This is a genomic window from Siminovitchia acidinfaciens, from assembly GCF_003605385.1.
Lineage (GTDB): Bacteria > Bacillota > Bacilli > Bacillales > Bacillaceae_C > Siminovitchia > Siminovitchia acidinfaciens.
Window position 1 is genome coordinate 73526 of record NZ_QYTV02000008.1, and the last position, 12917, is coordinate 86442.

At 38.3% G+C, this 12917-nt stretch carries 13 protein-coding genes; 12 read left to right on the plus strand and 1 reads right to left on the minus strand.

The features are described 5' to 3' along the window. Positions 1 to 35: 35 nt before the first annotated feature. Positions 36 to 2195, plus strand: a complete 2160-nt coding sequence (locus D4T97_RS15850; RefSeq protein WP_126051739.1) for an ATP-dependent helicase — start codon at positions 36 to 38, stop codon at positions 2193 to 2195. 199 nt (positions 2196 to 2394) lie between these two features. Here the strand turns inward: D4T97_RS15850 and D4T97_RS15855 are convergent, their stop codons facing one another. Further along, on the minus strand, positions 2395 to 3276 hold the full coding sequence (locus tag D4T97_RS15855) for a DMT family transporter (RefSeq protein ID WP_126051740.1): 882 nt from the start codon (positions 3274 to 3276) through the stop codon (positions 2395 to 2397). 359 nt (positions 3277 to 3635) lie between these two features. Between D4T97_RS15855 and D4T97_RS21010 the strand changes: the two genes are divergently transcribed. The 11 genes from D4T97_RS21010 (at position 3636) to D4T97_RS15905 (ending at position 12654) form a co-directional block, all read left to right on the plus strand. After that, complete coding sequence (locus tag D4T97_RS21010) at positions 3636 to 3797, plus strand: hypothetical protein (RefSeq protein ID WP_164525602.1); 162 nt, start codon at positions 3636 to 3638, stop codon at positions 3795 to 3797. A gap of 8 nt (positions 3798 to 3805) precedes the next feature. After that, the gene (locus D4T97_RS21015) at positions 3806 to 3955 is read left to right on the plus strand and encodes a hypothetical protein (protein WP_164525603.1); all 150 of its coding nucleotides are present in this window, start codon (positions 3806 to 3808) and stop codon (positions 3953 to 3955) included. Positions 3956 to 4113: 158 nt separating this feature from the next. Further along, positions 4114 to 6078: an asparagine synthase-related protein gene (locus tag D4T97_RS15865; protein WP_126051742.1), complete on the plus strand. Its 1965-nt coding sequence runs from the start codon at positions 4114 to 4116 to the stop codon at positions 6076 to 6078. Further along, on the plus strand, positions 6079 to 6234 hold the full coding sequence (locus D4T97_RS15870; protein WP_126051743.1) for a paeninodin family lasso peptide: 156 nt from the start codon (positions 6079 to 6081) through the stop codon (positions 6232 to 6234). 74 nt (positions 6235 to 6308) lie between these two features. Further along, on the plus strand, positions 6309 to 7271 hold the full coding sequence (locus D4T97_RS15875) for an aldolase (RefSeq protein WP_126051744.1): 963 nt from the start codon (positions 6309 to 6311) through the stop codon (positions 7269 to 7271). Then, complete coding sequence (locus D4T97_RS15880) at positions 7243 to 7551, plus strand: lasso peptide biosynthesis PqqD family chaperone (protein ID WP_126051745.1); 309 nt, start codon at positions 7243 to 7245, stop codon at positions 7549 to 7551. The genes D4T97_RS15875 and D4T97_RS15880 overlap by 29 nt, the downstream gene beginning before the upstream one ends. Before the next feature lie 6 nt (positions 7552 to 7557). After that, entirely contained in the window at positions 7558 to 8040 is a 483-nt protein-coding gene (locus D4T97_RS15885) for a lasso peptide biosynthesis B2 protein (RefSeq protein ID WP_126051746.1), read from the plus strand. Next, complete coding sequence (locus D4T97_RS15890) at positions 8033 to 9211, plus strand: nucleotidyltransferase domain-containing protein (protein ID WP_126051747.1); 1179 nt, start codon at positions 8033 to 8035, stop codon at positions 9209 to 9211. Before D4T97_RS15885 ends, D4T97_RS15890 begins: the two co-directional genes overlap by 8 nt. Before the next feature lie 12 nt (positions 9212 to 9223). Then, positions 9224 to 11023 (plus strand): ABC transporter ATP-binding protein, encoded by a 1800-nt coding sequence (locus tag D4T97_RS15895; RefSeq protein WP_126051748.1) that lies wholly within the window; start codon positions 9224 to 9226, stop codon positions 11021 to 11023. A gap of 265 nt (positions 11024 to 11288) precedes the next feature. Then, entirely contained in the window at positions 11289 to 12011 is a 723-nt protein-coding gene (locus D4T97_RS15900; RefSeq protein ID WP_126051749.1) for a YveK family protein, read from the plus strand. After that, positions 11998 to 12654, plus strand: a complete 657-nt coding sequence (locus D4T97_RS15905) for a CpsD/CapB family tyrosine-protein kinase (protein WP_126051815.1) — start codon at positions 11998 to 12000, stop codon at positions 12652 to 12654. The genes D4T97_RS15900 and D4T97_RS15905 overlap by 14 nt, the downstream gene beginning before the upstream one ends. Positions 12655 to 12917: the final 263 nt, after the last annotated feature.

Here is a 12917-nt window from a genome sequence, read left to right on the forward strand (position 1 = left end):
AGGTAACGTAATAGATAGTGAAAGGATTTTTAAGTATGTCCATTGATTTTTTCGACCGTAAGGAAACGGAAACAGGCGTGATCTTAAATGAAGTTCAAAAACAGGCAGTGCTTCAAACGGAAGGGCCATTGCTACTATTGGCTTCGCCCGGATCAGGTAAGACAACGACGATTATCATGAAGATCGGCTATCTTATACAGGAGAAGAAAGTAGCGCCTTCCCGCATAAAAGCAGTCACTTTCAGCCGGGCATCAGCCAATGATATGAAAGAGCGCTTCAAGCTGTTTTACCCGGAAGTTCCGCCGGTGGATTTTTCCACGATACATAGTCTCGCTTTTGAAACGGTTAGGGAACAGCTGTACAAAGAGCGGGTCGACTGGCAAATTATTGAAGGAAATACGGAAGACGGTTTACACAAGAAATTGATTTTACGGAAGCTGTTTGAATCCGAAGTTGGTGAGACAATAACCGAGGATCAACTCGAAGAACTCATGACGTATATCAGCTTTATTAAAAATAAAATGATTCCGCAAAAGGACTGGTCATCGGTCAAGTGCACAGTCCCGAAAGCGGCGAAGATTTTTCGGAAGTATGAAAAATTCAAGCAGACGGGACATCACAAATTGTTGCTTGACTTTGATGACATGCTGACAATGGCAAACGATATTTTTGAGAATGAGAGTGAACTTCTGAGGAAATATCAAAGCAGATATGATTATATATTGACGGATGAGAGTCAAGATACGTCGTTGGTGCAGCATCAAATCATTGAAAAACTGGCAAGGGAGCATCAGAATCTGTGTGTGGTGGCTGATGATGATCAGTCGATCTACAGCTGGCGGGGAGCGGAGCCGTCTTATTTATTGGATTTCAAGAAGACTTATCCGAATGCGGTAGTTTTGTTCATGGAGCAGAATTATCGATCTTCCAAGGATATCGTGGAAACGGCCAACGAATTTATTAAACAGAATAAAAACCGTTATGCCAAAAACATGTACACGAAAAATCCTTCGTTAAAGCCTATTATATTTAAAAAATTTTCAGATTACAAGAGTCAAGCAAAATATTTGGTGAAAAAAATCATAGAAGAGGGAAATTTGTCAGAAATTGCTGTTTTGTACCGGAACAATTCATCCTCAATTGCATTGATGAATGAATTTGATCGGGCGGGAATCCCTTTTTTCATGAAAGATGCGGACAATCGCTTTTTTTCCCACTGGGTCGTCGATGATATATTAAATTTCATGAGAATGACTTTTACGGACAAGCGTCCGGATATTCTGGAAAAGATTTATACGAAACTCAATGGATACATCACGAAGAAGCAAATGATTGCAGTCAAACAAATCAGAAATAACGAATCTGTTTTTGATAATCTGATCAACTACGCCCAATTGAAGGACTATCAGGTGACAAAAATAAAGGAGAACAAGGAGACTATCGAGCAAATGAAAGGCATGCCGCCGCTGCACGCAATTCATGTTATCCGGGATAGGCTAGGCTACGAAAAGGCAATTGAAAGAATGTGTGAGCGGCTCGGATTCCGAAAAGAATATTTGGTCGGTATATTAAATACACTTGAGGAAATTGCCAAGGATCTTAAATCAATGGAGGAATTCGCTGCAAGGTTAAAACATCTGGAATCGACATTGAGGACCTCTAAATTCAAGAAGGACGAAAATGCAGTGACGTTTTCAACCTTCCACAGCGCGAAAGGCCTGGAGTTTGAAAAAGTGTACATGATTGATTTGATCGACGGCGTCATCCCATCGGCTGATGATAAGAAAGGCGACATGGAAGAAGCTGTACGTTTGTTTTATGTCGGTATGACCCGGGCTAAAAGACATTTGGAACTTATTTCGTATCAACAGAGGGATGGAGCAAAAGAAATGGAATCTCAGTTTGTCAGCGATGTTTGGAATATTATTCATCCGCCAAAGAAGATTGAGTCCAAAGGTTCGGAGCGGCACGGTGCTGTAAAAAAGGAGTACACTAAGCCTGATACTGCCATCAATCCAAACGCAATCCGTGTCCAATCTGCACTGCAGTCTGGCATGACAGTGAAGCACAGAGTATTTGGGACGGGCACGATTACTAATTTAGACCAAGAAACAATCAGCATTCAGTTTTCCAAGCAGGAGAAGGCGCTCTCTGTTGAAATGTGTCTGGAACGAGGGTTGTTGGAGCAAGTTTAAACTGGTTGGGAGCATTTTTAAAAATTTTAAAGTCTGATGAAAGAACTTAAACCAGATGAACTTTATAGGACATAAATTTGGGCAAAGGATGGCGTCCATTGTTCCTATTGCTTCCGGGATAAACGCCTGGTATTTAATACGGAAGCAAGACAGGGTGAAAACTAAGTGGATCTTATCAAATCGATAAGATCCACTTTTTTTATGCTTTTTCCCGCAACGGCACAGTCCTGAAGAGTCTTGGCTTCGTCTCCGAGATTAAAATGGCAAGCAGGATCAAAGCCGCTCCGACAGCCATTTTCACAGTGATTACTTCACCCAGAACGAGAATCGATAAAACCATACCCCAGAATGATTCTGTAGATAGGATAATGGCCGCCTTTGTTTCGGAAATGAATTTCTGAGCCACCGTCTGCAATAAGAAGGCAATGGCTGTTGCAAAAACACCCAGATAAACTAAGGAAAATACAGCGCCGTCTACCATTGGTATGGCAAGCTCTCCCCTAAATGTCAAAACGATGAACCCGAGTATAGCTGCAGTGAGCAGTTGAACAACCGTTAAGTGAATTGGATCCTCCGTACTCACAAATTTGGCGGTGTAAATGATATGGAATGCAAAAGCGAAAGCACAAAGGAAGGACAAAATATCCCCTATGTTCAGTTCCGCTGAAAATCTGATAGATAGAAATGCAATGCCAAGCATGGCAAGCACCGCTCCAGCGACTTCGTGTTTATCCAGCCGTTTCTTATACATCGCCCATCCGATCAAAGGGACAACGACAACATTGACCGCTGTCAGAAAAGCATTCTTGGAAGGTGTCGTGAACTGGAGGCCCACTGTCTGCAGGGCAAAAGCCAAGTATAAAATAGCTCCAAGTATTACACCCTTAATCATCGTTTCTTTTTTTACGGATTTTAATTTTTTATAAAAAACAAGCCCCAATATGGCGGCGCCAATTAAAAATCTGACAGCCATATTCTGATATGCCGAATAATAATCCAGCGAAATTGAAGTGACGACAAAGCCGCTTCCCCAAATGATGGCGATAATAATTAGACCAATTTCCCCGATGTATTTGCGCATGAATTTCCTCCAAAACAAAAAATAATTACAATTTGTTTATCAAATAGTGCCAATTCTACCATTATAACTTGCAATTAACAAAATACGCTATATTTTTCTTTCGTGAGACGACAATAAAGGCAAAGTTTGAAAAGAATACTTGATTTATAAATCAACATATAATAATGAATAAAACTATGTTTTTTTCAGGTATTGTGTTGCTAATTATTAATGTGTTTTTATCTCGTTGACAACGGAGTTGTTTGATGATAATTTATTAATATCGAATTCTTTATAGAGAACAACACCTGTTCCGTCAGTAAAAAAATAATATATTTTTTACTATTTGTTCTTTATTGAGTACAAAACAAAGGATCTCAATGAGTGCAATTGTTGGAATTATTCATTATCACGACGAGCCGATCCAAAGAGAGGACAGCGAAGGAATCATGGCTGATTTATCCAAATTTCCCGCTGAGAATATGCAATCATGGCAGGAGTTCTGGGATGCCACGTACAATGGATCACACCGGAATGAGTAGGTTAACAATTGCCGTTTAACGATTATGAAAGAGAGTTGGCAATAACAGCAGATGCCATTATAGATAACCGTGATAAATTATTCGAAAGGCCGCAGGTAGAGCGTGAAGATCAAAAAGAGCCTGGAAGTTTACTAATTTTATTGGCTTATGAAGAGTGAAGAGAAGAATGGCCGGAGTATTTAAAGAAATAGCCATACTAAGTCAAGATGAGATTTCGGTAAAAACTAGAATCGATCTTGATTTCCATCAAATAATCAAAACAATCAAATAATCAAAACAATCAAATAAACATAAAAAAATTTTGGAGGGAAATACAATGAGTGCAATCACCGGGCTTTTCAACCATAACAATCAAATTGTTGACGCTGAGCATTGCACTCGGTTAATGGGGGCATTAAAGAAATTCCCATCCGATGATAAATACACATGGAGCAGTAACTGTATTTTTATGGGGTGCCATAATCAGTGGATTACAAAAGAATCGATTGGTGAAAGGTTGCCTTATTATGATAGCGAGCGGCAGCTTGCAATAACAGCAGATGCCATGATTGATAATCGTAGGGAATTATTTGAAAGGCTACAAGTTAAAAAATCTCTACAGAAAACTTTGTCTGATAGCCAACTGATTCTCCGGGCATATGTAAAGTGGGGGAAGAATGCTCCCAATTACTTAATCGGGGATTTTTCTTTTATGATTTGGGATGAAAGAAATCAAAAGCTGTTTGGAGCCAGGGATTTTTCAGGGGCCCGCACCCTTTATTATTATAACAATCCTGAGCAATTTGTATTTTCTACTCTCATCGAACCAATGTTAACACTTCCATTTGTAAAAAGAAAAATTAACGAGGATTGGCTAGCGGAATTTATAGCCATCCCTACCATCGTAGAAAGTGCGGATATAAATCATACAGTATTTGAAGATATTTATCAGGTTCCTCCCGGTCATACAATAACGATAGACCATGGCCGTATAAGATTGCAGAGATACTGGTATGTAGGACCAGTTAAGACATTGAACTTAAAGTCTGAAAGTGAATACCAGGAAGCCTTTCAAGATGTTTTTCGTCTGTCAGTCACTGAAAAAATGAGGTCACATGGAGAAGTCGGTTCACATTTAAGCGGAGGACTTGATTCGGGGTCAGTAGTGAGTTTTGCAGCAAAAGAGCTCAAAAAAAAAATGAAAACTTTGCACACATATAGTTATATACCGGAAGAAACCTTTGAGGACTGGACACCCAAATATTATATAGCTGATGAAAGGCCATTTATTAAAGAGACAGTGAGATATGTGGGAAATGTAAAAGATAATTACTTAGATTTCAAAAGCGAAGACCCATTCTCAGGAATAAATGATTTTTTAGAGATTATGGAAATGCCCTATAAATTTTTTGAAAATGCATTTTGGCTAAAAGGGATTAATGAAAGAGCACAAGTAGATGGGGTAAAAATACTATTAAATGGTGCAAGGGGTAATCATTCCATTTCCTGGGGATCAGAAAGGTTAAACATTGAATATTATGCTTCGTTATTAAAAGGGGGGCGGTTGCTTCAGCTTAATCAGGAGCTAACCGCTTACTGTGCAAACTTCTTAACTGGAAAAAAAATTATGCTGCCAATTGTTGCAAGAAATGCTTTTCCAAAGATTTTCCGGTTGCTTTCTATGCAAAACAATACTAAGTATGCATTTCCTTCATTTATCAATCAACAACTAGCTAATCGGACTAATGTATACAACAAGCTTAAACAATACAGCATTGTAGCTGGTCATGTTGACGGTGGATTGGACGAATACAGAAGAAGTTATTATGATCAGCTCCACGTGTGGAATAAAAGCGGGACTGCGACGACGAAATTATCTCTTCGATATTCTCTTTGGGATCGAGATCCGACAAATGATCCAAGGGTCATCCGATTTTGTTTATCGGTTCCAGAAAAACAATATGTAAAAGAGGGAATGGAGCGCTCTTTCTTAAGACGGATGACAAAAAATATCCTCCCCGATAAAGTGAGACTCAACCATTATTCCCGCGGGATACAAGCGGCCGATACAATACATAGAATGAAGCCGATCTGGATGAAATTCAAAGAAGAGATATCTGAGATATGCAGAGATTCAGTAATGGCAGACATTATCGATACAACAGTTATTGAGAATATCCTTACAGATTTAAGTGATCAGCCCAGTCTAGACTTCGTTTGGACGGATAATTTTAAAATACTCACAAGAAGCTTAATGATCCACCGCTTTCTCAAAAAGCAGCATGTGAAAGGAGGTGACTAGATGAAAAAAAAGTGGACTTTGCCGCAATTAGAGGTTTTGGACGTCAGTATGACGATGAACGGTCCCGGTAATGCGAATGCAGATTGTTTTGATGTTTCTGATGGTAAAACGGAAACCCACCCAGGAAGATCTAATGCAAGTTGTCTTGGGAGTTGAGAAGAGCAGTCCTTATACAAAATTACATGTATAAGGGCTGCATTAAAAATAAACAGAAAGTTCGGAGATAGCGTATGATACCCACATTGAAAACAGATCATTATAAAGCTTTTGGTCTATGTATTAAAAGTGCTATTCATTTACCAGAACTTCAGGAAGTCCCAAGTCTGCCAGATCCAAAAGATATTGATATAGTGGTAGAGCTCGAAGAATTATCAGAACAGTGGCATGAAACACTAGACACCAACCGTTACTTTTCAGTGCAAGAGAACGCCGTTTTGTTTCATGTTCCTGAAACGGCCATTTATCGTATAGAAAAGGGGGAAAAAATTACTGTTTCTCCTTTTCCAGAAACTCACCTTGATCATACACGGCTTTATCTTCTAGGTACATGCATGGGTGTTATATTAATGCAAAGAAAGATACTTCCCCTGCATGGCAGTGCTGTAGTGATTGATGGGCAAGCATATGCAATCATTGGTGATTCCGGAGCTGGAAAGTCAACCTTGGCTTATGCTTTCCTTAAGAAGGGTTATCAACTAATCAGTGATGACGTGATTCCAGTCAATCTTTCAAAAGACGGTATACCTTTTGTCACCCCAGCCTATCCACAGCAGAAGTTGTGGGAGGAGAGCCTACAGGCATTTAACATGGAATCCGATGACTTAAGGCCAATTATTGAAAGAGAAAAGAAATTTGCTGTTCCAGTAGACTCTCAATTTGCAAAGCAACCGATACAGCTCGCAGGAATCTACGAGCTTATTAAAACGAGCGACGGTCCCCTAACAGTTACTCCCATTACAAACTTAATGCGCTTTCAAACGTTATTTAATCATACGTACCGTAACTTTTTATTATCCCGTCTTGGCTTAATGGAGTGGCATTTCCAAATTACCGCAAAGATTATTCAAAGCACAGGACTGTATCAATTGCGAAGACCGGTTAACAGATTCACTGCCGATGACTTTACAAGATTGATTTTAAATACAATTAGTAAAAGAGGGATATATGATGGCTGTTCAAACAATCTCACTTAATACTCAAATTGTCCAAACGCAGGGAAATATTGTTAGCGATATGGGTGAAGAGAAAGTCATGCTCAGCATCCATAAAGGTAAATACTACAACCTTGGGGAAACTGGAGGTCGGATTTGGGAATTAATGAAGGATCCCATTACTGTTCAGAAACTGATATCCGCATTGTTGGCAGATTTCCAAGTGGAAAAAGAAACATGTGAACAGCATGTGGTCACTTTTCTGAACCAATTAATGAAGGAAGGATTAGTCGAGGTTGTAAATGGGCAAACCCTTGGGTGAAAAGAGATGCAGGTAAAATCTAAAATAAATACATTGATATCACTGAAGCCAAAAACTATCTTTCTACTGCTGGAGGCATATTTATATTTGGGCTGGGCGCGATTACTAAAAATAATTCCCTTTTCTAAAGTGGCACCTTCATTAGGAGAGCATATGGAGGAAACACCAAATCATGTAAAAGCGGAGCATACTGCCGTCATCAAAAATATTTCTCATGCCCTTCATATCATGGGCAAATATACATTTTGGGAAAGCCAATGCTTGGTCAAAGCTGTTGCAGGTATGAAAATGCTTGAAAAAAGAGGGATTGATAGCACCTTATACTTAGGGACAGCTAGAGATGAATCTGGCCAGATGGTTGCACACGCATGGCTCCGCAGCGGTCCTTTTTACTTATCCGGTGCTGAAGGGATGGAGAAATTTACAACTGTGGGCATGTTTGCTAAGAAGGTAGGCGCTCATCATGGTAAAGGGGGAAGCTATGAATAAAACTATTAATCTCAACCTGGAAAAAATACCTAATGAACTTATGTTAATGCTTGAATTGATTAGCGTTAACAATAAGGAACATATATCTGAAGGAAATTATAAAAATATTGATTGGGACCTTTTTTTTCAACTGGCCTTGCATCATCGCCTTTATCCTTTGCTTTCCATAAAAATTGCGAAGTTTAATTGCCCTTGGATTCCCTCGGATGTTTCTAAATCCTTGACCACTTATTATCGAAATAACACATTTCAAATGCTTCACCTCTGCGGAGTCATGGAAAAAGTGAGTCAGCTTTTTGCAGAAAACGATATTCGGTCTCTTTTTCTAAAAGGTCCTATTTTGGCCGAAGACCTGTATGGTGATATTTCTATGAGGACATGTGGAGACCTCGATATTCTCATTCCATTAAATGACTTACAAAGAGCGGATGATTTACTTGTGGGACTCGGCTATGAAAAGAATGAGTATATTAAGACTGTGTTAAATGACTGGAAATGGAGGCATCATCACTTTACGTATTATCACCCAAATGAAGGAACGAAAATAGAAATTCATTGGAGACTAAACCCATCACCCAGCACAGAGCCGGCATTCGAAAAATTATGGGAACGAAGAAGAAAAACTGCTTTAGTAAGCTCCCCTACTTTTTATTTGGGGCAAGAAGACCTATTCTTTTTTTTAGTTACCCATGGGGCCAGGCATGGATGGTCCCGTTTAAGATGGTTATTGGATATTCATAAAATGGTGCAAACAGATATCTATTGGCAGGATGTGAAGAGGCGATTAAAAAAATATCAATGTGATTTCATTGGGGGGCAGTCTTTGATATTGTCCTCACAATTGTTCAATACCATTTTACCCAAAGATATCCAGTCTCTGGTATTTCAGAAAAATTCAGTAAGGTTAGCGCAGGAAACAATATTTTATTTAGAAGGAATGGTCAACTTACATAACGCACCGCTCCCAAAAGAAGTTTCAAAGTATCATGAAAAGTATTTGCTTTCTATAATGTCCTTTAAGCAAAAAGTGTTATACACACTTAGTGTCTTGCATCCTTATTATATGGATGCTGAAACATTACCCCTGCCAAAAAGACTGCACTTTTTATATTTCCCATTGCGACCGTTTCTTTGGTTTTGGAGAAAGACAAGAAAGCACGCTTTACCTTAGGAGGAAATAATCATGAAGCCGGTTTTATTTTTTTTCAAACAGTTGTACGACTATGCTGGAAATAAGCTTTATATTAACCTCCTTGGAATGGTGTTAATCAGTTTATTGGATGGAATTGGGTTATTATTGCTCATACCTGTAATCAGCTATAGTGGAATTGTGAATTTTGATGGGGAAAATTCGACAGCGTCTAGGGTACTCTCATATATTCAACAAATACCTGAGGCTTTTGGCGGGCTGACATTTATTCTAATTTTATTTGTTATCATAAACATTGCTCAAAATTTGTTTCAACGATATGTAACGATAGAAAACGTGAAGATACAACATGGATTTGCCCGGAGTCTACGGTTAGATATTTATAAAGATCTTCTTCAAGCCAATTGGGCTTTTTATGTAAAGAGAAGAAAATCGGATATTATTAATACATTTACTGCCGAGTTGGGGCGTGTAAGTGCAGGAACTAATACATTTTTACAGTTTATCACTTCTATCATCTTTACTAAAATCCAAGTGGTTATCGCCTTTTTTCTCTCACCAAAAATAACAATGTTTGTTCTGTTGAGCGGATTTTTCTTATCCATTTTTTCTAGGGGATTCATAAAAAGATCGAGATTATTGGGGAGCAGGACTTCTGAGATTGGGCAGAGTTTATTGGCAGGTATAACCGACAATTTTAATGGCATGAAGGAAATCAAGAGCAATACTCTAGAAACGTCGAGAATGGATTGGTTTCAATCCATATCTCAAAGAATGTACGATGAACAGATGGAATATACCACATTGAAAACTGCTTCCCAATTCTATTATAAAATTGCTTCGGCTTTTTTAATCGCCATCTTTATATTTCTATCTGTGAACCTATTTAATGCCCAGGCTGCACAATTGATGTTAATTATTATTATTTTTACAAGACTGTGGCCGAGGGTGACTGGTATTCAAGCCAGTTTGGAGCAGATTGCGGCGACTATTCCGGCATTAAAGTCAGTCATCAATTTGAAGAATGAGTCGCGGGCTGCCAGAGAGTTGGAAGAGTTTGGAACGAAAAATATTAAACCGATGGATATTAAACTAGGGATAGAATGTAAAAATGTATTCTTTCGATATAACACAAAAGAAAACATATATGCATTAAAAGAAGTCAACGTGTATTTTCCGGCTAATTGCATGGCGGCGGTGGTTGGAAAATCCGGCGCAGGCAAAAGTACATTGATTGACCTTTTAATGGGGTTAAATCATCCAGAAAAAGGAGGAATCCTTTTGGATGGTACCCAGTTAACAAAGGATAATCTCCAATCTTGGAGGCGTTCCATCAGCTATGTTCCTCAAGACCCATTTTTATTTAATACTACGATACGTGAAAATTTAAGTTTAATCCAACCGGAAGCTACAGAAGAACAGCTGTGGGAAGCATTGAAATTTGCTGCAGCAGACGATTTTGTAAAGCAGCTTCCCAAAGGCCTGGATTCATTTATAGGAGACCGGGGAATCAGGCTGTCAGGCGGGGAGCGTCAGCGTCTTGTTCTGGCACGTGCAATCTTAAGAAAGCCATCAATCCTTGTGTTGGATGAGGCAACAAGTGCACTCGATACGGAGAATGAAACTAAGATTCAAAAAGCTCTAGAACGGTTAAAGGGGAAAATGACAATCATCATCATTGCACACCGCCTCTCCACCATCCGAAATGCGGATCAAGTAATCGTGCTGAACAGGGGAGAAATCATACAAAAAGGAGAGTTTAAACAATTGGCGAATGAGCAGCGCGGGATGTTTAATAACCTTCTCAAGAAGCAAATGGAAATTTCTTTATAAATTGGAGATGCTTGTGCATGTAACTTTATGTGTTGAAGGGGCGTTTTCAGTTCTTTTATCCAAATAACAAACATTTACTTAAATAATCTTCATAAATTTGATGACACTAAACTATCCTGAGTATATAGGCTCAATGTACCGTATAATTAATGTAGAAAATGATCGAGAAATTCATGTTGACTTGTTCTCTATAATGAAATAATATAGAAATATGTTATAACTATGTTCTTTATTAGGAACGAAATAACTGATAAGGTGGTCTATTATGAATCAGTTAGAAAATAGAACCGTAAAAGAAATTAATCTAAAGGACTTATACAGAGTAATCAAAAGGCGCTTATGGCTAGTCGCACTCATCGCAACTTTGGCAACTACAGCAGGTTGGTTCTATAGTAATCTTAATAAAACAGCCCCAATATATCAGGCTTCTTCAAATATAATTATCGATGCAGATCCTGCGTATAAAAACACTCTACAGGTAATTATTAAAGATATCACTGTTATAGAGAAAGTAATACAAGAATTGGGGATTGAAAACTCTCCGGAGACATTGGCCGGACAGATTAATGTTGAAAGTATTGAGGATTCCCAAGTAGTGAAGATTAGTGTGACTGATACAGATCCTGAAAGAGCTGCGAATATTGCAAATACGACTGCTAGAATATTTAAGGGGCAAATTCCAAAAGTTATGGAGTTTAAAAGTGTGAGCGTTTTATCAGAGGCTAAAGTAAATCCTTTTCCGATCAATGAAAACAATCAAAATAAAATTATTTTAGGGGCTATGATCATTGGAATAATGATAGGAATTGGACTAATATTCTTAATTGATTCGTTAGATGACTCAATTAAATCAGAACATGATATAGAATCAATACTGGGAATTCCCGTTTTAGGGAGTATTTCCAAAATAAATAAAAAGAATGTAACTAAAAGGAAAATCAAGAGTGAGAAATTAGAGCTTAGAGGTGAATCCATTGGTCTTAAATAAAAGAAGATCCTCAGCAACAGCTAAAAAAACAAATCTAGTTGTAGATAAAAATCCAGAGTCTATTATTTCCGAGCAATTTCGTACGATTAGAACGAATATTCACTTCTTAAAGGGAGATAAAAAAGAAAGCATTTTATTAATCACATCGCCTGGAAAAGGTGAAGGTAAATCTACCATAGCCGCTAACATCGCCGTCTCAATGACCCAACAGAAAGAAAATATACTATTGATTGACGGAAACTTAAGAAATCCAAGCGTTCACAGCCTATTCAAACTCTCCAATACGAGCGGCTTATCAGATGTACTGACAGGAAAAATTACTTTTGAAGAAGCAGTGATTTCAACAGGAATTGGGAATTTGGATATTATTACGAGTGGAACAAAACCATTCAATCCGGCTGAACTGTTAGCCTCCCCAATGATGAAGGAATTTCTGCAAACAGTTAGTCCTTCATATGATACTGTACTAATAGATTCACCACCACTACTTGAAGTAACAGATACAAAAATTATGGCAAACTTATGTGACGGGGTAGTCTTAGTCGTTAAAAAAACCAAGACAAATTCCGAGAGTGCTTATCAATCGAAAAAAGTATTAGGATTTGCAAAAGCCCAGATTATAGGAGTCATATTAAATGAGTAAGTGCATATATTTTTTGCCAACATGTTCTTAATAAGGAACAATCGGTTCTTAATAAGGCGATAAAGACAAGGTTAGGGACCACTGATACATATGCTCTGAACACTCTTTACATTAAACCAATCGTTATCTTCTGGAAATGTCTCCTTTCCATTATCAATGGAGGTACTCGGTCATGCTGTGGGTTGAGAGACCTTAGACGCCAGTCGTCAAAAGTGTGATGTGAGGGGGGGTTAAATGCCCTATTTTAAAGTTTTTAATTAGGG